The sequence below is a fragment of the Pantoea sp. AS-PWVM4 genome (assembly GCF_000468095.1).
GTDB classification, from domain to species: domain Bacteria; phylum Pseudomonadota; class Gammaproteobacteria; order Enterobacterales; family Enterobacteriaceae; genus Pantoea; species Pantoea phytobeneficialis.
Genome location: NZ_ASZC01000008.1, coordinates 56302 through 75529 on the forward strand (window position 1 = coordinate 56302; position 19228 = coordinate 75529).

At 54.1% G+C, this 19228-nt stretch carries 19 protein-coding genes; 12 read left to right on the top strand and 7 right to left on the bottom strand.

Annotation, left to right across the window (positions count from 1 at the left end; all coding sequences use genetic code 11):
• Positions 1 to 335: 335 nt before the first annotated feature.
• Positions 336 to 1466, top strand: coding sequence for a hypothetical protein (locus L579_RS09825; protein WP_021184096.1), 1131 nt, complete (start codon positions 336 to 338; stop codon positions 1464 to 1466).
• On the opposite strand, the gene L579_RS09830 is transcribed toward L579_RS09825, so the two are convergent.
• Entirely contained in the window at positions 1456 to 1995 is a 540-nt protein-coding gene (locus L579_RS09830; protein WP_021184097.1) for an isochorismatase family protein, read from the bottom strand. The genes L579_RS09825 and L579_RS09830 overlap by 11 nt on opposite strands.
• Before the next feature lie 129 nt (positions 1996 to 2124).
• Here L579_RS09830 and L579_RS09835 point away from each other — a divergent pair, with 129 nt between their 5' ends.
• Together L579_RS09835 and L579_RS09840 are read left to right on the top strand one after the other, a co-directional pair.
• On the top strand, positions 2125 to 2955 hold the full coding sequence (locus L579_RS09835) for an AraC family transcriptional regulator (protein WP_021184098.1): 831 nt from the start codon (positions 2125 to 2127) through the stop codon (positions 2953 to 2955).
• 73 nt (positions 2956 to 3028) lie between these two features.
• Entirely contained in the window at positions 3029 to 3988 is a 960-nt protein-coding gene (locus L579_RS09840; protein ID WP_021184099.1) for a DMT family transporter, read from the top strand.
• 918 nt (positions 3989 to 4906) lie between these two features.
• Here L579_RS09840 and L579_RS09845 read toward each other — a convergent pair.
• Positions 4907 to 5302, bottom strand: coding sequence for a transposase (locus tag L579_RS09845; protein ID WP_021184101.1), 396 nt, complete (start codon positions 5300 to 5302; stop codon positions 4907 to 4909).
• A gap of 526 nt (positions 5303 to 5828) precedes the next feature.
• Between L579_RS09845 and L579_RS09850 the strand changes: the two genes are divergently transcribed.
• Both L579_RS09850 and L579_RS09855 read left to right on the top strand, forming a co-directional pair.
• Positions 5829 to 7085, top strand: a complete 1257-nt coding sequence (locus tag L579_RS09850; protein ID WP_021184102.1) for a polysaccharide biosynthesis C-terminal domain-containing protein — start codon at positions 5829 to 5831, stop codon at positions 7083 to 7085.
• A gap of 8 nt (positions 7086 to 7093) precedes the next feature.
• The gene (locus L579_RS09855; RefSeq protein ID WP_021184103.1) at positions 7094 to 8044 is read left to right on the top strand and encodes an ATP-grasp fold amidoligase family protein; all 951 of its coding nucleotides are present in this window, start codon (positions 7094 to 7096) and stop codon (positions 8042 to 8044) included.
• Positions 8045 to 8098: 54 nt separating this feature from the next.
• Here the strand turns inward: L579_RS09855 and L579_RS09860 are convergent, their stop codons facing one another.
• Positions 8099 to 8380, bottom strand: a complete 282-nt coding sequence (locus L579_RS09860) for a YjcB family protein (protein ID WP_013507511.1) — start codon at positions 8378 to 8380, stop codon at positions 8099 to 8101.
• 455 nt (positions 8381 to 8835) lie between these two features.
• On the bottom strand, positions 8836 to 9264 hold the full coding sequence (gene soxS, locus L579_RS09865) for a superoxide response transcriptional regulator SoxS (protein ID WP_021184105.1): 429 nt from the start codon (positions 9262 to 9264) through the stop codon (positions 8836 to 8838).
• Between the two features lie 83 nt (positions 9265 to 9347).
• Here soxS and soxR point away from each other — a divergent pair, with 83 nt between their 5' ends.
• The 4 genes from soxR (at position 9348) to L579_RS09885 (ending at position 14032) form a co-directional block, all read left to right on the top strand.
• The gene (gene soxR, locus L579_RS09870) at positions 9348 to 9824 is read left to right on the top strand and encodes a redox-sensitive transcriptional activator SoxR (RefSeq protein WP_013507513.1); all 477 of its coding nucleotides are present in this window, start codon (positions 9348 to 9350) and stop codon (positions 9822 to 9824) included.
• Between the two features lie 49 nt (positions 9825 to 9873).
• On the top strand, positions 9874 to 10539 hold the full coding sequence (locus tag L579_RS09875; protein WP_021184106.1) for a glutathione S-transferase family protein: 666 nt from the start codon (positions 9874 to 9876) through the stop codon (positions 10537 to 10539).
• 353 nt (positions 10540 to 10892) lie between these two features.
• Positions 10893 to 12242, top strand: coding sequence for an NCS2 family permease (locus L579_RS09880; RefSeq protein ID WP_021184107.1), 1350 nt, complete (start codon positions 10893 to 10895; stop codon positions 12240 to 12242).
• 140 nt (positions 12243 to 12382) lie between these two features.
• Positions 12383 to 14032: a Na+/H+ antiporter gene (locus tag L579_RS09885; RefSeq protein WP_021184108.1), complete on the top strand. Its 1650-nt coding sequence runs from the start codon at positions 12383 to 12385 to the stop codon at positions 14030 to 14032.
• A gap of 15 nt (positions 14033 to 14047) precedes the next feature.
• Here L579_RS09885 and L579_RS09890 read toward each other — a convergent pair whose 3' ends face one another.
• Complete coding sequence (locus L579_RS09890) at positions 14048 to 14950, bottom strand: LysR family transcriptional regulator (RefSeq protein WP_021184109.1); 903 nt, start codon at positions 14948 to 14950, stop codon at positions 14048 to 14050.
• A gap of 107 nt (positions 14951 to 15057) precedes the next feature.
• Between L579_RS09890 and L579_RS09895 the strand changes: the two genes are divergently transcribed.
• The 3 genes from L579_RS09895 (at position 15058) to L579_RS09905 (ending at position 16862) form a co-directional block, all read left to right on the top strand.
• Entirely contained in the window at positions 15058 to 15483 is a 426-nt protein-coding gene (locus L579_RS09895; protein WP_021184110.1) for a CidA/LrgA family protein, read from the top strand.
• Positions 15476 to 16171 carry an LrgB family protein gene (locus tag L579_RS09900; protein WP_021184111.1) on the top strand — a complete coding sequence of 232 codons (696 nt, stop codon included), beginning with the start codon at positions 15476 to 15478 and terminating at the stop codon, positions 16169 to 16171. The genes L579_RS09895 and L579_RS09900 overlap by 8 nt, the downstream gene beginning before the upstream one ends.
• Positions 16172 to 16316: 145 nt before the next feature.
• Positions 16317 to 16862: a YfaZ family outer membrane protein gene (locus L579_RS09905; RefSeq protein ID WP_021184112.1), complete on the top strand. Its 546-nt coding sequence runs from the start codon at positions 16317 to 16319 to the stop codon at positions 16860 to 16862.
• A 231-nt stretch (positions 16863 to 17093) separates the two neighbouring features.
• On the opposite strand, the gene actP is transcribed toward L579_RS09905, so the two are convergent.
• Positions 17094 to 18746 carry a cation/acetate symporter ActP gene (gene actP / locus L579_RS09910; protein WP_021184113.1) on the bottom strand — a complete coding sequence of 551 codons (1653 nt, stop codon included), beginning with the start codon at positions 18744 to 18746 and terminating at the stop codon, positions 17094 to 17096.
• On the bottom strand, positions 18743 to 19072 hold the full coding sequence (locus tag L579_RS09915; protein WP_021184114.1) for a DUF485 domain-containing protein: 330 nt from the start codon (positions 19070 to 19072) through the stop codon (positions 18743 to 18745). The genes actP and L579_RS09915 overlap by 4 nt, the downstream gene beginning before the upstream one ends.
• Between the last annotated feature and the right edge of the window lie 156 nt (positions 19073 to 19228).

Here is a 19228-nt window from a genome sequence, read left to right on the forward strand (position 1 = left end):
AGTGGGGGGATGCTTTGCGGAAAGTGATACTTAACGTCATGATAAAAAAGAATAATTATTTTATGGGTAAATTCACAGTCCGTGCATTAATTGCACAAAAATTAATTGATTTGTGCTTTTAGAGTAAATTCGTGCAAGTAGTGAGCGTTAAAAGTCTTTTTTATGACTGACGTGAACCAAAAAGGTGCATGGTGGCGTGCAAGTTAGCCCCCCGGATTGAATGCTGGCTTTAACCTTTTGCCACATTCCTCCCGGCGTGGCACAAAAAGCCGTTCATCTCCACGGCGGCTTCGCCATCCTGTCAGGCCTAACACAATGGCGCAGAAGGAGCGTGAGTGAACCTCAATCGCCGTACATTTTTGCTGGCGCTGGGCGCGCTGGGCGTAGCGCGCAATGTTCAGGCTTTTACGGCTGAAGATCCGTTGCCACTGGAGCGGGTGGTCGTTTCGCCGTGGATGGCGAATCAGGTGGCGTTAACCCGCGGTAATCTGCTGTTTCTTGGCCTGCCACGCTATGCCAAAGATAAACCGACACCTTCCCTGGCGCGACGCGAGGCGGATGGCAGTTTGCGACCTTTCCCTGGCAATGGCTGGAATGAGTGGCAGCCGGGTAAAGATGGGCGCAATGCGTTTGTTTACCTCAACTCGGTACATATTTTTGCTGATGATACGGTGTGGTGTGTTGATCAGGGGGCGCTCAGTGCCGGCGTTTTTTCAGCAAAAGATGCGGTGCCACAACCCGGCGCGCAAAAGTTGGTGCAGTTGGATGCACATAGCGGCGAAATCCTGCAAATTCTGCGGTTTGACGAACGCATCCTGCCGCCAGGCGCACAGATGAACGACCTGCGTTTTCACGGCAACGCGTTGTACATTACCGATTCCGGTCTGGGTGGCATCATTGTACACGACATGGTCAGTGGCAAAACGCTGCGTCGTTTGTCGGCTACCCCGGTGGTGAAGGCGTCGGATAAAGCGCCACCGGCGATGTTGTCTGGCATCAAAGGCAGCAAAACCTTCCATCCGCCCAATAGCGATATGATTGAAATCACCGCCGACGGTAACTGGCTTTACTGGGCCGCACCAACCGGGCCGCTTTATCGCGTGGAAACCCGTTGGCTGCAAAGTGATCTGCCTGATGAAGACATCCTGCCCCATGTTGAGCAGGTGTATGACAACAACTTCTCGGGGGGCTGCTGCATGGATTCGGCGGGTAATGTGTACTTCTCGGAAACCGTTACCCACAACATTCGGGTGTTGGCACCGTCCGGTGAAACGCGCGTCATTGCCAGTGATGTGCGGTTGTTACGGCCAGACGGCACGTTTATCAGCGCCGATCGTCAGCTTTATATTCCGGTTAAACAGCCGCTGGCAGCGCAACCAGGCGCGGCTGCGCATTTTGCCATTTATAAGCTGGCGTTGCCCGATCAGTTTCAGGGCCTCAACCTGGGCGGTCCGATTACGGGTTAACCGTCTCTGGCTGCCAGATAGCCAGCAGCTCTGCGGTCGGTCGTACCTGCACCGGGTTGCCCGGCAGGATCAGATCGGCCCAGACTTCATTATGTTGGTTGATCAGTTGCTGCGCGGTTGCCCAGGTACGATCGGCTGTGGTGTGCGCGTCGGCGGCGACGGTGATGCGATAACCCAGGCTGGCACCCACTTTGAGGGTGGTATCGACGCAATAATCAGTCGCACAACCACAGATGACAAAAGACGAAATGTCTTGCTGTTCCAGCTGCGCCGCCAGCTCGGTCTGCCAGAAGCCGTCACAGGCAGTTTTATTGACGTAAAGGGCGTGAGCCGGTTGGTGTAGCTCAGGCACAATCTGCCAGGCTTCGCTGTTCAGCTCCAGACCCGGACCGACGTGCTGGATAAAAATGACCTGGTCAGCGGCGGCAATGAGCTGATTAATCCGCGCGCAACGTCCTGCCCGATCGAAACGCGGCGTTGCCAGCACACCGTTTTGCATGTCCACCACCATCACTACCTTGCTTCCCATGATCGCCTCCTGTTATATGCCTGGGCGTCAGTGTCGCGCTGAACTTCCTCACAGGCAAAACAAATCTGTTTTGCATTTTGCCCGTCTTACGGGGCATGCTGGTGATCTTCTTTACGATGGAGGTGTGTCGTGTCAGTGGTTCCTGCAATCTTCCCGTGCGAGCGTGACCGCGCGCAATTCCAGCAATTTTCCGAGCTGCCGGGCATTGAATTGTATCAGGCGCATATCTCCCGTTATGCCTTTGAGCCGCACACCCATGAAGCGTTTGGCATTGGCACCATCGAGTCGGGTGCACAACGCTTCCGCTATCGTGGCACCCACTACACCGCTCCCGAGCATTCGTTGGTGATGATGAATCCGGATGAGCTTCACACCGGCGAATCCGCCTGTGAAGAGGGCTGGCGTTACCGCATGATTTACATCCATCCGGATGAGATGGACAGGCTGACCGGCGATCGCAACTGGTGGTTCAGTGAAGCGCTGCGCACCGATGCTCGTCTGGCGCAGCCGTTTTCGCTGCGGCTGGCGGCTTTGTGGCAGGCTGAAACCGCGCTGGAACGCGAGGGATTGTTGGTGGAGTTGCTGGAGTTGATGCGTCCATTGGCGCATCGCGGGCAATCCCGACCGGTGGAAGGAGCGCACCGTTTTGATCTGGTGAAAACGTATCTGCGAGAAAATCTCGCTGAACCGGTCAGGCTGGATGAACTGGCCGCGCTGGCGGGATTGTCGCCGTGGCATTTCCTGCGCAGTTTCCGCCAGCAGTTTCATGTCACACCGCATCAGATGCTGATGGCATTCCGGCTTTATGACGCCAAGTTGCGGCTGGCACAGGGCGAAAGTGCGGCCTCGGTTGCGGCAGCCGTTGGCTTAACCGATCAGGCACATCTGACGCGTGCCTTTGCGCATCGCTATGGCATCACCCCTGGCCGTTATCAAAAACAGGTCTGGCCCGCACGCTAACCGCAATCTGCTACAAGCTTTTGCTGCTGCGTTCCGCCACACTGCGCCGGAATATCTTAATCAGGAAAAGATTATGTTGGCTGGAGTTCTGTTTGCGCTGGCGGCGGGATTGATGTGGGGGCTGATCTTTGTCGGGCCGCTGCTGGTGCCGGATTATCCCGGCACGTTGCAATCCGCCGGGCGCTATGTCGCTTTTGGTTTGATCGCCTTGCCGCTTGCCTGGCTGGATCGTCGTCGCTTGCGTCAACTGGCGCGCCAGGACTGGATTGAGGCGTTAAAGCTGTCGCTGGTGGGCAATCTGATGTATTACGCCTTTCTCGCCACCGCCATTCAGCGTACCGGCGCACCGGTAGCAACCATGATTATTGGCACCTTACCGGTGGTGATGTCGGTCACGGCTAACCTGTGTTACGGACATCTGGAAGGGCGATTGCCCTGGCGACGGTTGATGCCTGCCTTGCTGATCATTGCCCTGGGGTTGGTATGCGTCAATGCTGCGGAGTTGCAGGCACAGGGAGCAACGCTGGACTGGCCGCGCTATCTCTCCGGCCTGCTGTTGGCGGTGATGGCGGTGGGCTGTTGGACCTGGTACCCGCTACGTAATGCGCGTTGGCTGCGTAACCATCCGCAGCATAAACCCGGCAGTTGGGCGACTGCGCAAGGCCTGGTGACGTTACCCCTGGCAGTGGTGTTTTATCTGCTGGTGTGCGGACAGATCCACTGGCAACAACCTGATTTCGCGTTACCTTTTGGCCCGCAGCCCGAGGTTTTCCTGCTGCTGATGCTGGCGATAGGGTTGCTGTGCTCATGGCTCGGAACGCTGTGCTGGAATGCGGCCAGCCAGCGCCTGCCCACGGTCATTATGGGGCCGTTAATTGTGTTCGAAACCCTGTCTGGCTTGTTCTGGACTTTCCTGTGGCGACAAAGCTGGCCGCCGTTGCTGACCGCCATCGGTATCTGCTGTTTGATTATTGGCGTCATCTCGGCAATGCGTATCAAGCCGCAGCCGGTGGTAACTTCACTGGAAATTTAAGCGTAAAACGATGCCAGCCACGGGTGCTGGCATCCTGATTTGCCCCTGATTTTAAGATTATGACCAGCCAGAAATCCTGCCACTTTTGCCTTATCTGTTCTTAAGCCATACCGCGTTATAACCATTTCCTGGGCCACCAGGCAGGTTTTCAGCGCGAAACGTCATATCTGACGCCAGGCTGGCAGGAACGAGTGGATAAAATTCTCCCTGTTCTGGGGGGGAGACGCGGTGATTCACGGGCAAAATGGGCCGTTTTGGCGGCTGAATGGCCGCTAAACAGGCATTAAACAACCGGGCCAGGTCTCTTTTTATTGCGCTCTGGCACTGAAAACCCCCTGCCGGAACCATCATTTCCTCAAGGTGTTGCTGTCTGGTTGAGACTCTTCCGCCGTGCATGTGACCGAGATTGGTTAAGTGCGGCGATGAATAGTGACGTGATATTAACTCATCCGGTATGGCTAATTGCGTTATTGTTTAGCGATGATAACGTTTCTCTTCAGGCTGATTCCTGGCATGAATACGCCATCGGCACATGGAACTGCGGATAATATGATCACCCCCAGATAACGATAGATCCACTTAAAAGAAGAGTTGGTGTGAGAGGGATTCTGGTCTGTTGTTCATCAATGCTAAACAAAAATACCTGTTTCTGGCGCAGAGTATTAATGTTGATAAAGTAATAATGAAAGCCCCAATCTCACCTGAATGAGATTGGGAGGGACGTAAATAGCTTGAAACGCGAGACTTTTGCTGATGTGAATCAATTTTACCGCAAAAAAAGAAGTAATTTCGTGATGTTATTCATCAGGAAATAATGGTGCGAATTGTTATGTCACGAACGCCGAATTAAATGATCTTCATCTCTTCTGGTAAGAACAAATCTCAGCATTAAGTCAAATAACAACGGCCTTAATGTTGTTAGCGATTTTCTGTACCTGACGGGTAGTGGTAAACGCTGCGGCTAATATCCAGCAAGCGGCAACTGCGACGTGTGCCTATGTCGAAGGTGGTTTGCAGAAAGTTAACAGCCTGGCGTTTTTCATTGGTGGTGAAGAAATTTTTCAGCACGCTTTGCAGCATCTCCTTATCAGAGCTGAGTGTCTGCAACTCGCGGGTGAGTGTTTGAAGTTTGTCTTCTAACTCTTTGATTTTTCTTCCCTCCTCAGAAGAGAGTCCAGAGAATTTTTTCTTCCAGCTATAGAAAGTGGCTTCGGAAATGCCAAGCTCCTCACAAATCTCCCTGACTTTCACTCCTGTTTCAGAAGCTTTAATGGCATTTGTGATTTGCTCTTCGCTATATCGTGACTTTCTCATAAATGCTATTACCTTTCTTATCAATTAGTGGATGAGAATTACTGTATTAATATCTGGTACTGCAAAAACACTATTAATGCAGTATTAAAGTGCGCGATTAGAATTGCGAGGGTTAAATTAAGATATTTAGAATAAATATCATCATGGGATAAGTCTTATTTTATTCTGATTGCCATTGAACGCCTTCCTGGTGTTGGGTTTTTGATATAGATTCATTTCATCCCAAATGCGGAAAAATTATACATTCATCGGAAAAACGGCATAACCTGCTTGCAAAAACGCCAGGATATGCCAGTAGCTTTTTGGTCAATACTTTGACTGAAATCGGTTACATCCACAGGGTTTCGCGCCGGATTTAATCAGAATTATCCTGAATTCATTGTCTGAATCCTGACGCGAGTCCTCTTTTTCGGACCAGCATGGTTTGAAGATATTAATTTAAGTCAGGCCCAATTAGCGCTTGTTTAATTCTTTCAAGGACGTTGTACCGAAAGTAGTTGCAGTAAGTAATACTAAGGACGAGTTGATGAAATTAAGCGTAATGTCAAATGCCGCCTGGATGATGTCTGAGAAGATCGTCTCGGTTTTCGGCGTCATATTTGTGACTTCCTATGTGGCAAAATCCTTCGGCCCGACGGTGTTCGGCCAAATGGCGTTTTCCACCTCATTGTTCTCTATGGTGCAGACCGTAGCGATGTTTGGCACCGAAACGATACTGTTCAAAACCATCAGCAAAAGTGAGCCAAAAGGTGTGCGCCTGATGAACGTGGCACGCACGCTGCGATTTGCGCTCCTGGTATTGACCTCGGTGCCGGTGTTGATTTGGGTCTGGTACAACATGCAGGAAAACTTTCTTGCGTTTGCGCTGGCTTCGTTCATCGCTTCGGTATTTGTTACCCAGGACACGTTCAGTGTGTATAACAACGCGCGTCTGGCTTCACGGCTCAATACCATTGCCAACTCAATCGGTCTGCTGCTGGGTTTTTCACTCAGTTTCGCCATTGCCTGGTTCCGGCTCAACCCCATCTGGCTGACCTTATCAATTGTGGTGGTGACGTTGGTTCCCTACGCCATCAAACGCTACAACTTCTACCGTGAAAACCAGGAGCAGGCACCTGCACGCAGCAAACGCGGCGCTTATCTGCGTTATCTGCTGTATGCCGGTTTGCCGTTGGCGATCTCCAGCATTTTTATTTCGGTACAGGTGAAAACTGCGCAGATGTTTCTGGTGGGTATCGCCTCGGCGCGTGAGCTTGGCTTGTTCGCCGCCGCCAACACCATATCGGCCTCATGGACCTTCATTCCATTGGCCATTATCACCTCCAGCTTTTCAGAGATTTTCAGGGAGCGCGGCAGCGTTGCTATCAAGCTGACGGCGCGCCTGAACGGTTATGTTTTGGGTGTTTCATTGCTCTTGTTACTTGTCATCGCCTTATACGGCGAAAAAATCATCATCGCTTTGTATGGTCACGAATACACGCAGTCAGGAAGTCTGATTACCGTGTTGTCGATAGCGTCCAGCTTCTCCGCAATGGGAACCGTGGCGTACCGCTACATGGTCAAGGAAGGAGGGTTTAACTATCTGCTCAGAAAAATTATCTGCTTGATGGCGATCAGCCTGCCGCTCTCGTGGTGGCTTATTCAGGGCTACGGCATCATGGGGGCCGCCTGGAGCGTCTTCATTACTGAACTTCTGTCCCTTACGGTGATGAATTACTTCTTCAGAAATGGCGCCATTTTTAAGATTCAAGTTTCCTCGCTCAACTACAAAACCTACAAATGAGGTTAGATATGCTCAAGTTGAAAGATGAACTCAGACGAAGTGTGCGGTATTTCATCAAAAAAATGCCCTGGGCTTACCAGGACCGTCTGTACTACTTCCGTAGGTTTCGTCGGTTACCCAATTTGCGTCAGCCCAAGGTGTTCAATGAGAAGGTGCTGTATCGCAAGTTTGTCTATGGCGATTACCAGAACTATGGTCGCCTGTCGGATAAATACTCGGTGCGAGATTACGTTGCCGAGAAGGTGGGCAGCGAATATCTGATCCCGCTGGTGTATGAAACCAGCGATCCTCATTCACTGCATACCCTGTCGAGCTGGAAAAATACGGTCATCAAACCGAACCACGGTTCGAATATGGTCGAAATCCTGTTGGAAGAGCCAGATGCGCTGAAGAAACAGCAGATCATCAGTAAATGCCAAACCTGGTTGAAAAAAGACTATGCGGATGAAGCGCGCGAGATTCACTACCGCTATATCAAACCGCGCATTCTGGTAGAAAAATACATTGGTGATGGGAAAAACGCGCCCATTGATTACAAGTTCCATATGTTTAATAAACGTGATGGCAACTTTGAATATGTGCTTCAGGTGATTTACAACCGATGTAGACCGTTGTTATCCATGAACTTTTACGTTAACAATTTAGACGAGGCGTATCACAAGATTCGCGATACCGGCCTGGATATCTCGCCGCAAATGGCCGCGTTACAGCACGCGTTAGTCTTGAGCAAGAAGCTGGCAAGTGATTTCGATTATGTGCGCGTTGACTGGTATATCCACGAGCAGCAGGTTTTCTTTGGTGAGCTGACCTTTACGCCTGGCGCGGGGATGGTCACCGGGCTGGATCGTGGACTTAATCAGATGATGGGTGATATGTGGATTCAGGACCGTCTTGGTGCACAGACACCCGACGGAACGGTGGAGGATGTCAACATCCCGGCCGTATTGAAGAAAATTTGAAATCACACAGCAAAATAAAAAACCCCGCAACGCGGGGTTTTTTATGGGTAGCGATTAAGGCATTGGCCAGTCAGCAGGCGTCTGGCTCATCACCTCAACAAAGGCATTTTTGGAGATTTCCATAAAGTTATGCAGATTCTCCATACTGAGGGTGATCCCCATCAGGCCAGTGACAAACCAGCAGGACATACCCAGGCCGATTCCGCCGCACATCAGCGCCATCACATGGTGGCTGTTCTGACGAAAACGAATTTTCAGGGTGCTGGCGAAAAACATCATTACTGCGCTCAGCAATTCCCAGCGCATAACGATAAGACTGGTGGTTAAAGTAGCCATCTGCAACGAACCTCTATGAATCAGTAACATCCCTGACATTCATCGGACATCACTGGCGGCAGAGAAGGAAGGTCAGGGAGGCCCTTCAGGCCGTCGAACTACGCATTAAACTGTGACTTGGGTCACATTATATCATCCGATTTGAAAGTTTGAACAAAATTTATACCTGGTATGGTAGAAAAAAATTTATCGATGCAGGCAGAGGATTCGCGCGATAAATCGCGCCGCAACGACAGCATGCGGCTATTTATGGCGTAGCCACGGATTTATCGCGCACGTATCGGCAGCGTGCGATGATTTATAACGTTGCCACGGATTTGTAGCGGCGCGATTTATCGCGCACGTATCGACAGCGTGCGATGATTTATAACGTTGCCACGGATTTGTAGCGGGCGCGATTTATCGCGCACGTATAGACAGGGCAGGGAGCGCCCGCGCGGGGCGCGCAGGCAAGGTTAGCGAACCGGGCAGCACTCGCCGGTAGTACGCTGGGTAAAGCTGGCCATATTCTCGTTGCAATCAAAGCTCACCAGACGTGGGCGCTGAATCATCGCCTGGCGACGCATGGTATGGCGATACGCGGTGGGCGTTTGCGAGAACTGACGGCGAAACACGCGGGAAAAGGTTTGCTGTGAGTCGTAGCCGTACTGCATAGCGATATCAAATACCGGACGTTGTGTCTGACGCAGAGCCTCAGCGGCCAGCGTTAAGCGGCGTTCGCGGATATAACCGCCCAGCGTTTGTTTCGTCACGGTGCGGAACATACGTTGCAGGTGCCATTTGGAATAACCTGATTTCGCCGCTACTTCATCAATCGACAGGGTTTTATCCAGATTCTGATCGATCCAGTGAGTCAGTGAATGAATGATTTCCTCTTGCATCATAACCACATCCTTCTGAGTAGAGATTCGAAGTTTCAATGGGGAGCGAGTATAATTCCTCAAGTTAACTTGAGGTAAAGAGTGAAATGAAAAAAGAACGCAACTACCCGAAACCGGTGCTGACGCCGGGTGAAGTGGCGAAGCGCAGCGGTGTGGCGGTGTCGGCTTTGCACTTTTACGAAACCAAAGGATTGATCTCCAGTACGCGTAACAACGGCAACCAACGGCGTTACAGCCGTGATGTGCTACGCCGCGTGGCGATCATTAAAATTGCGCAGCGCATCGGTATTCCCCTCGCCACGGTCAGCGACAGTCTGATGCATGTGCCGGCTAACAAGCGCATGTCGACCCAGGAATGGGATGCGCTGACGCAGCACTGGCGTGAGGAACTGGATAAACGCATCGAAACCCTGACGCGGCTGCGTAACGATCTTGATGGCTGTATCGGCTGTGGTTGTCTGTCAATGCGTGACTGTCCATTGCGTAACCCTGGCGACCGTTTGGGCGAGCAAGGTTCGGGGGCGGTTTTGCTCGATCCGCAACAGGACGAGCAGAAACGCTGAGGCGACATCATCTATACTTGCTGGTCCAACCATTGGTCAGGAAGCCATGATGATCACCGTTCACCATCTTGAAAATTCGCGTTCACATCGGGTGCTGTGGCTGCTGGAAGAGCTGTCAGTGCCTTATCAGATCAAACGTTACCAACGTGAAGGCACCCTGCTGGCGCCCGAGTCGTTGAAGAAAGTCCATCCGTTGGGGAAATCTCCGGTGATCACCGATGGCAATCGCGTGATCGCGGAATCCGGCGCAATCCTTGAGTATCTGGCCGACAAATATGACGCCGAATATCGATTAAAGCTGTCCGATGAAGATGCGCAAATTGCGGCGCGTTACTGGCTGCATTACGCCGAGGGGTCGTTGATGCCCCTGCTGGTGATGAAACTGGTGTTCGGGCAGTTGAGTAAAAAACCGGTGCCCTGGCTGTTGCGCCCGGCCGGTAAGGCTCTGAGCGCCGGGATCCAGAAAGCCTGGCTGAACAAGCAGTTGAAATTACATGGGGATGTGATTGAACAGCACCTGAGTCAGCACCCTTACTTCGCCGGCAATCGTTTTAGCATCGCTGATATTCAGATGAGTTTTCCGCTGCTGGCGATGCGTGCGCGTACCGGCCTGCGTGATATGCCTGCCAGTCAGCACTGGCTGGAAGGGCTGGAACAACGCGCCGCCTGGCAGCGGGCGATTGAGCAGGGTGGCCCGATCAATTTCAGCCAATAATCATGTTGCGCAACCCGGCTATCATTTGGTTGCGCAACAAAAGTGCGCATAAAAATTCCTATAATTTCCAGTCTGTTCCACTGAAACTCGCGCACGTCGGGGCAGCGGAACACCGTTGCATTTCTGTTATGCAATGAGGATTATCCTGTATCGATGCAGATTAGCAGTTGAAAATCTCAGGCCAATCACCGGATAATCGTTTGCCTTTTTTCTGAGTTCCCCCTTTTACGACCAGAAATACGCGACTACGTAAACGTTTGCGTTGTTTCTCCGTTGGAGAAACGTGCACCAGGATGGCAGGCAAACATCAGTCGTGTGGCCACTCACAACAGCAAAAATTCAGAGGATTAATTATGTCTGGCGAATCTCGCCCGGCCAGTGGAAAACTGGACGGCTGGTTCAATATTTCAGCACGCGGCAGTAGCGTGCGTCAGGAAGTGCTGGCGGGCTTAACCACCTTCCTGGCGATGGTCTACTCCGTCATCGTGGTACCGGGTATGCTCGGCAAAGCGGGCTTCTCACCGACCGCGGTATTCGTCGCTACCTGCCTGGTGGCGAGTTTCGGTTCGATCATCATGGGGTTGTGGGCCAACCTGCCGATGGCGATTGGCTGCGCTATCTCGCTGACGGCGTTTACCGCCTTTAGCCTGGTGCTGGGTCAGCACATCAGCGTGCCGGTAGCGCTTGGTGCGGTGTTCCTGATGGGGCTGCTGTTCACCCTGATTTCGGTGACCGGCATCCGAGCATGGATTCTGCGCAACCTGCCAATGGGCGTAGCGCATGGTACCGGCATCGGTATTGGCCTGTTTCTGTTGCTGATCGCGGCTGACAGCGTTGGCCTGGTGGTGAAAAACCCGGCGGCGGGTTTGCCGGTTGAACTGGGCCACTTCGCCTCCTTCCCGGTGATTATGGCGCTGGTGGGTCTGGCGGCGATCTTCGGACTGGAGAAACGCCGTGTCCCTGGCGGCATTTTGCTGACCATTGTGGCGATCTCGATTGTCGGACTGATTTTTGATCCGGCAGTGAAATATCAGGGGCTGTTTGCCATGCCGAGCCTGAAAGATGCCAGCGGTCAGTCGCTGGTGTTCAGCCTCGATATCATGGGCGCGCTCAAACCCGCGGTGCTGCCGACGGTGCTGGCGCTGGTGATGACGGCGGTGTTTGATGCTACCGGCACCATCCGGGCGGTGGCCGGCCAGGCTAATCTGCTGGATAAAGACGGCCAGATCATCAATGGTGGCCGCGCCCTGACCACCGACTCTGTCAGCAGCCTGTTTGCCGGTCTGGTGGGCGCTTCCCCGGCGGCGGTCTATATCGAATCGGCGGCCGGTACGGCGGCGGGCGGTAAAACCGGTCTGACGGCGGTGGTAGTGGGTCTGTTGTTCATGGTGATTCTGTTTATGTCGCCGCTGGCGTATCTGGTGCCGGCGTATGCTACTGCTCCGGCGCTGATGTATGTCGGTCTGCTGATGCTCAGCAACGTGGCGAAAATCGATTTCAATGATTTCGTTGATGCCATGTCCGGCCTGCTGACGGCGGTGTTTATCGTGCTGACCTGCAACATCGTCACCGGCATTATGCTCGGCTTTGCGGCGTTGGTGATTGGTCGCCTGTTTGCCGGTGAGTGGCGCAAGCTGAATATCGGTACGGTGGTGATTGCTGTGGCGTTGGTGGCTTTCTACGCCGGTGGCTGGGCCATCTGACCTGAAATTTTCCTGAAATCCGAATTATTCGCTTTCCTTGTACTGCCGCACGTCGGGTTTTCCCGTCGTGCGGCGTTTTGTTTTACACTTTCCTGCGCAACAAACATCGCTTTAACGAAAATGATTCGCCTAAGGAAAGCATGGAAATCTTCTTTACCATTCTCATCATGACACTGGTTGTGTCACTCTCTGGTGTTGCGGCACGTATCTTGCCGTTTCAAATCCCGCTGCCGTTGGTGCAGATCGCGGCCGGTGCAATGCTTGCCTGGCCGACCTTTGGTCTGCATGTCGATTTTGATCCCGAACTGTTTCTGGTGCTGTTTATTCCGCCCTTGCTGTTCGCCGACGGCTGGAAAACACCGATTAACGAATTTCTGCATCACGGTCGTGAGATCATCGGACTGGCGCTGGTACTGGTGCTGATCACCGTGGTGGGTATCGGCTATCTGATTTACTGGCTGGTGCCGGGTATCCCGCTGATTCCGGCCTTTGCGCTGGCGGCGGTACTGTCACCGACCGATGCGGTGGCGCTCTCCGGTATCGTTGGGGAAGGGCGCATCCCGAAAAAAATTATGTCGATTGTGCAGGGCGAAGCCCTGATGAACGACGCATCCGGCCTGGTGTCTCTCAAGTTTGCTGTCGCCGTGGCGATGGGCACTATGGTCTTCACCTGGGGCGGTGCCAGCGTCGAGTTCCTCAAAGTGGCGGTCGGCGGCCTGGTAGCCGGGGTCGCGGTTTGCTGGCTGTATGGCCGCTCGCTGCGTCTGCTGAGCCGCTGGAGCGGTGACGATCCGGCAACGCAGACGGTGTTATTGCTGCTGCTGCCGTTTGCCTCCTATCTGATTGCGGAACACCTGGGTGTCTCCGGGATCCTCGCGGCAGTGGCGGCCGGTATGACCATCACCCGTTCCGGTATCATCCGCCAGGCTCCGCTGGCGATGCGTTTACGCGCCAACAGCGTGTGGCAGATGCTGGAATTTGTCTTTAACGGCATGGTGTTCCTGATGCTTGGCCTGCAACTGCCGGACATTATTGAAACCTCGGTGGCACAGGCCAACGCCGATCCCAATGTCGAGCTGTGGATGCTGTTCACCGACATCGTGTTGGTGTATGCCGCGCTGATGGTGGTGCGTTTTGGCTGGCTGTGGATGATGAAACGCGCCAGCCTGCGTTTCCTCAAGAAAAAGCCGCTGGAATTTGCCAGCTACTCGCTGCGCGAACTGCTGATTGCCTCGTTTGCCGGGGTGCGCGGGGCGATTACCCTTGCCGGTGTGCTGTCAATTCCGCTGTTCCTCAGCAACGGTGACCCGTTCCCGGCGCGCTACGAGTTGGTATTCCTCTCTACCGGCGTGATCCTGTTTTCGCTGCTGGTTGGTGTGGTGCTGTTACCGATCCTGTTGCGCGGCATGGAGAGCACCGATAAAGCAGGCCATCGACGCGAAATTCAAAGCGCGCGTGCCGCGATGGCCAGCGTGGCGATCGAAAGCCTGCAAAAGATGGAAGCCCGGCTGGAAAAAGACACCGAAGAAAACATCGATCCGGAGCTGTTGAAAGAGGTCAGCCTGCGGGTGATTGGCAATCTGCGCCGTCGCGTGGTTGGGAAAGAGGAGCTGGAGCAGGCGCTGTTTGCGGAGAACCTTGAACGCCGCTTCCGTCTGACGGCGATCCGCGCCGAGCGCGCCGAGGTGTATCACCTGCGCGCCACCCAGCAAATCTCCAACGAAACCATGCAGAAATTGTTGCGCGATCTCGACCTGCTGGAAGCCTTGCTGATCGAGAAAGAAGAGTAACCGCTGCGCCGCGAATCAGACTGAGATTCGCGGCGCATTATCCGGCCAGTGCTCACGACAGCAGGCAATCCACGCCTGAGCGCTACGTGACAAATAACTGCCTTCGCGCCAGATCAATCCCAGGCTCCACTTCAGCTCTGATTCCAGCGGCAGCCACAGCAGTGATTGCTTATCGAGCCGTTGGCAAATCGGTTCCGGCAGGATCGCCAACCCCATTTCCGCCTGCACCATCGCGGCGAGGAAGTCCCATTGACCGCTGCGCACCGCGATATTTGCCGTCAACCCAAGACGATGAAAGGCCTTCATTAACTGGCGATTGAGCGAAAATTCTTCGTTGAAAATCAGCAACGGATGTTCCGCCAGCTCACCCAGCCCCAGATGGGTACGATTGAGCCAGGGCGCGGTGCGCGGCAGCAAAACGCATAACGGATGGTGCATCAACTCCAGCGTATTCAGTGGCAAATCGGCGTCGACCGGCAGCGCCGTCAGCGCGATATCGAGGCTGCCATCCAGCACCGCCTGCTGCACCGTCAGGCCGCCGAACTCGGCGATTTTCAGTTCCACACCGGGATAACGGCGGCGGAAGGCAGAGATGGAACCGGCAATTTGCATCCCCACCATTGGCGGAATGCCCAGCCGCAGCTCGCCGGTCTTCAGTTGGGTGATGTCACCGATCTCAGCTTCCAGTTGGTGAAACTCCTGCAAAATCGCCAGCCCGCGCTGATAAACCGCCTGGCCGCTATCGGTAAGATGCAGCTTGCGACCGTCGCGCAGCAGCAGCGTGCAGCCCAGCTCCTCTTCCAGTTGGCGCAGCATTTTACTGATGGTGGGCTGTGTGACGTAAAGCTTCTGCGCGGCACGGGTGAAGCTTTGTTGGCGCACCACTTCGGTAAAGTAGCGCAGGGCGCGGACGTCCATAGAAGTATTCCTGATTGGCATAGTTTGAATAATATTAATTCATTTTTTTCACACTCTGCCTGCGTTTTATACTGAACACCTGATTTATTTACGGGGGAGTGAGGAAAATGGCGTTCGCATTGAGTCCGCGCAGAACGGACATCCTGCAACGTATTTTCGTCCCGCTACAGCTGGTGCTGTACGTGGGATTGTTTATCGCCAGCGATAAACTGGTGGGTTGGCTGCATTTGCCGCTGCCTGCCAATGTCGTCGGCATGTTGCTGTTGTTGGTGTTGATTATGACGCGCGTGATACCGCTGCGTTGGGTGAAGGCGGGTGCTAACTGGCTGCTGGCCGAGATGTTGTTGTTCTTTGTCCCGGCGGTGGTGGCGGTGGTGAACTACAGCGATTTGTTGCGCAGCGAGGGTTGGCGCATCTGTCTGGTGATTGGCATCAGCACCCTGTTGGTGTTGGCGGCGACCTCGCTGGTGGTTGATCGCGTTTACCGTTTTGAAATGGCGCGTGCAGCGCGTAAGCAGGCGCATCATGAATGATCTGATCATTAGCCTGCTTTGTCTGGCGCTGACGCTGCTGGTTTATTACCTCAACAAACGTTTGTACCAACGCTGGCGCACTTTGCTGCTGATGCCGTTGGTGATGACGCCGCTGGTGTTGGTGGTACTGCTGCTGATTACCCATGTGAGCTGGAAAGATTATATCGCCGAAAGCCACTGGCTGCTGTGGCTGCTTGGCCCGGCAACGCTGGCCTTTGCGGTGCCAGTGTATGAAAACCAGGAGATTATCAAACGCCACTGGTTATCGCTCAGTTTGGGGGTGGCGACCGCGACTCTGGTGTCGGTGTGCAGCTCGGTGTGGCTGGCGCGTTTGCTTACTCTGCCGGAATCTATTCAGCGCAGCCTGGCCGTGCGCTCCATCACCACGCCGTTTGCACTGGCGGCGGCGAAACCGATTGGCGGTCAGCCGGATCTGGTGGCGCTGTTTGTGGTGATCACCGGGGTGTTTGGCATGGCGGTAGGGGATTTTCTGTTCCTGCGTATCGCGATCAAACAGGGTGTGGCGAAGGGGGCCGGTTTCGGCGCGGCCTCGCACGGTGCCGGTACGGCGCGCGCTTACCAGATAGGTCAGCAGGAAGGGGTGGTTTCCAGCCTGGTGATGATGCTTTCTGGTGTGGTGACGGTGATCCTTGCCCCCTTGCTGGGGCATCTGATGTGGCAGGCGTAATCTGCCAAATTAACGGCCCGCAAGGGCCGTTTTGCCTGTTGCTGTCATTCCTGTTTACGTAAAGCTTGCCAAATAAAGTTGTTTCCTGCCGCCTGGCTGTTTACCCTTTCCGCCGAATTGATTGTCCTTCATGGAGTGGAATTACATGTTAAAGCAACTTGTTACAGGAAGCGTACTGGGTCTGGCTCTGCTGAGCAGCGGCGCGCAGGCGATTGAGGGCAGTGTTGACGTGGGTGAACACACCACCAACCTCAACCTTGGCCTCGGTACCAACTCACCGGGTCTGTTCCTTAATGGCAACTGGCTGCGCAGCGATCATGACGGCAGCACTTACGGTTTGGGTCTGGGTTACAACGTTGATTTTGGTAACCTGCGTCTGGCTCCGACGGCGAAAGCGCTGTTTACCCACCCGGAAGATGGTAAAGACGGATTTGCCGTGGCAGTGGGTGCGGGTGCGCAGTACAACTTCAATAGCATGTGGGGCCTGTATGGTGGCTACTACTATGCACCGGAATCCTTCTCTGATCATCTCGACAGCTACCAGGAAGTGTCTGGCGGCCTGAGCTTCACCCCGATCTCGCTGTTGAACGTACGTGTGGGTTATCAGTATATCGAGCTGAACAACAAAGGCAGCCGTAAAGACAACGTGCTGGCCGATGGCCCGTATGTTGGGGCGTCACTGCGTTTTTAATAGGGTCATCTGCGGTTAGAGTCATCTGCGCGCTGTGACCCTCACCCCGGCCCTCTGCGGTTAGAGTCCTCTGCGCGCTGTGACCCTCACCCCGGCCCTCTCCCATGAGGGAGAGGGAGGTGTGCGATATGCCAGTTTTGCAAGGACCATTCCCTCTCCCACAAGTGGGAGAGGGAGGGGTACCATATATTCCCTCTCCCACTTGTGGGAGAGGGTTAGGGTGAGGGCGTCTCAGTGCGCTTTCCCCTGCGAAATACCCACGCCGGTTTGAGAACGAATAAACTGTCCACGGAAGCGTTGACGTTCAATGGCCCCCTGTTCCGAATGATCGGTAATGGAAAACAGCCAGGTGCCGATAAACGCGGCCAGTATTGAGAACAACGCCGGATACTCATACGGATAGATCGGCGCGGCATGCCCTAATACCTGCACCCAGATGGTGGGTCCAAGAATCATCAGCACCACCGCCGTCAGCAAGCCCAGCCAGCCTCCAATCATTGCGCCGCGTGTGGTCAGCTTCGACCAGTACATCGACAGCAAAATAATCGGGAAGTTACAGCTGGCCGCGATAGAGAACGCCAGGCCGACCATAAAGGCGATATTCTGCTTCTCAAACAAAATCCCCAACGCAATCGCTACGATGCCAAGCACCAGCACCGTGACTTTCGAGACATGCAGTTCCTCGCGTTCGGTGGCCTTGCCTTTGCGGATCACGCTGGCATACAGGTCATGAGAAACCGCAGAAGCCCCCGCCAGCGTTAACCCGGCCACCACCGCCAGAATGGTGGCGAATGCCACAGCAGAGATAAAGCCAAGGAACAGGCTGCCACCCACTGCATCCGCCAGATGGACTGCCGCCATATTGGTGCCGCCAATCAGCGCGCCGCTGGCATCTTTAAAGGCGGGATTGGCCCCTACCAGCAAGATCGCGCCGAAGCCGATAATAAAGGTCAGGAAGTAGAAATAGCCCATAAAGCCGGTGGCCCAAAACACGCTTTTACGCGCCTCACGAGCATCGGCCACCGTAAAGAAGCGCATCAGGATATGTGGCAATCCGGCAGTACCAAACATCAGGGCCAGTCCGAGCGACAGCGCTGAAATCGGATCTTTCACCAACCCACCAGGCTGCATAATGGCTGAGCCTTTCGGGTGTACTGCCATCGCTTCAGTAAACAGCGTGTTGAAGCTGAAACCTGCGGTTTTCATCACCATGACAGCCATAAAGGTGGCACCGAACAGCAGCAGCACCGCTTTGATAATCTGCACCCAGGTGGTCGCCAGCATGCCGCCGAACAGCACATACATCACCATCAGGATGCCCACCAGAATGACCGCGACATGGTAATTGAGGCCGAACAGGAGCTGAATCAGCTTACCGGCACCAACCATCTGCGCAATCAGATACAGCGCCACCACCACCAGTGAACCACAGGCGGAGAGGGTGCGAATGGGTTTTTGCTCCAGACGATAGGAGGCCACGTCAGCAAAGGTATAGCGACCAAGGTTGCGTAAACGCTCGGCAATCAGAAACAGGATCATCGGCCAGCCCACCAGAAAGCCGAGCGAATAGATCAGTCCGTCATAGCCGGAGGTGTAAACCAGGGCGGAGATGCCGAGAAACGAGGCTGCGGACATATAATCGCCTGCCATCGCCAGCCCGTTCTGAAAACCGGTGATATTGCCGCCTGCGGTGTAGTAATCGCTGCGAGAACGGGTACGTTTGGAAGCCCAATACGTAATCCCGAGGGTCGCGGCGACGAACACCACAAACATAATAATGGCGCCGTAATTGATGGGTTGTTTCTGCACCGCACCGGTAATGGCATCGGCGGCAAAGGCGCTGATGGGGGCGGCGGCGAGGAACAGTGGGAGCAGACGCTTCATGATTTCACCTCGCGCAGAATCTGTTGGGTCAGACGATCAAATTCACCGTTGGCACGCCAGACATAAATTCCCGTCAGCACAAAAGAGATCACAATCAGGCCGACGCCGATGGGGATACCTCGCGTGACGTTAGTGCCGGGATGGAGCGGCGTACCGAGCCAGGCGGGGGCGAAGGCGATCAGCAGGATAAAACCGACATATAACACCAGCATGATCAGGCTGAGCACCAGCGCAAAGGACTGGCGTTTATGCACCAGCTCCTGAAAGCGCGGATTGCTCTCGATTTGTTGCCACACAGCTTCCTGTTGGTTTACGGCTTCGTTCATCACAGTTTCTCCAGAGGCAAGGCAGGCAGTAACCTCACCGAAAAGTGATGTTAACTGACTGAATGTTATAATTATTTAGTAAATGCGATGTTGACGAGTACGACGGAGGGCAGGGTTGACGATGCGGAGCCTGTGGGGACAGGCTGAACCGCATTG

Coding starts and splice junctions, on each gene's coding strand:
- actP (WP_021184113.1), bottom strand. CDS start 18,746: ATGAAGCGTCTGCTCCCACTGTTCCTCGCCGCCGCCCCCATCAGCGCC.
- L579_RS09840 (WP_021184099.1), top strand. CDS start 3,029: ATGTTGGCTGGAGTTCTGTTTGCGCTGGCGGCGGGATTGATGTGGGGG.
- L579_RS09880 (WP_021184107.1), top strand. CDS start 10,893: ATGTCTGGCGAATCTCGCCCGGCCAGTGGAAAACTGGACGGCTGGTTC.
- L579_RS09850 (WP_021184102.1), top strand. CDS start 5,829: ATGAAATTAAGCGTAATGTCAAATGCCGCCTGGATGATGTCTGAGAAG.
- L579_RS09830 (WP_021184097.1), bottom strand. CDS start 1,995: ATGGGAAGCAAGGTAGTGATGGTGGTGGACATGCAAAACGGTGTGCTG.
- L579_RS09900 (WP_021184111.1), top strand. CDS start 15,476: ATGAATGATCTGATCATTAGCCTGCTTTGTCTGGCGCTGACGCTGCTG.
- soxR (WP_013507513.1), top strand. CDS start 9,348: ATGAAAAAAGAACGCAACTACCCGAAACCGGTGCTGACGCCGGGTGAA.
- L579_RS09885 (WP_021184108.1), top strand. CDS start 12,383: ATGGAAATCTTCTTTACCATTCTCATCATGACACTGGTTGTGTCACTC.
- L579_RS09890 (WP_021184109.1), bottom strand. CDS start 14,950: ATGGACGTCCGCGCCCTGCGCTACTTTACCGAAGTGGTGCGCCAACAA.
- L579_RS09845 (WP_021184101.1), bottom strand. CDS start 5,302: ATGAGAAAGTCACGATATAGCGAAGAGCAAATCACAAATGCCATTAAA.
- L579_RS09915 (WP_021184114.1), bottom strand. CDS start 19,072: ATGAACGAAGCCGTAAACCAACAGGAAGCTGTGTGGCAACAAATCGAG.
- L579_RS09905 (WP_021184112.1), top strand. CDS start 16,317: ATGTTAAAGCAACTTGTTACAGGAAGCGTACTGGGTCTGGCTCTGCTG.
- L579_RS09855 (WP_021184103.1), top strand. CDS start 7,094: ATGCTCAAGTTGAAAGATGAACTCAGACGAAGTGTGCGGTATTTCATC.
- L579_RS09875 (WP_021184106.1), top strand. CDS start 9,874: ATGATCACCGTTCACCATCTTGAAAATTCGCGTTCACATCGGGTGCTG.
- soxS (WP_021184105.1), bottom strand. CDS start 9,264: ATGATGCAAGAGGAAATCATTCATTCACTGACTCACTGGATCGATCAG.
- L579_RS09860 (WP_013507511.1), bottom strand. CDS start 8,380: ATGGCTACTTTAACCACCAGTCTTATCGTTATGCGCTGGGAATTGCTG.
- L579_RS09895 (WP_021184110.1), top strand. CDS start 15,058: ATGGCGTTCGCATTGAGTCCGCGCAGAACGGACATCCTGCAACGTATT.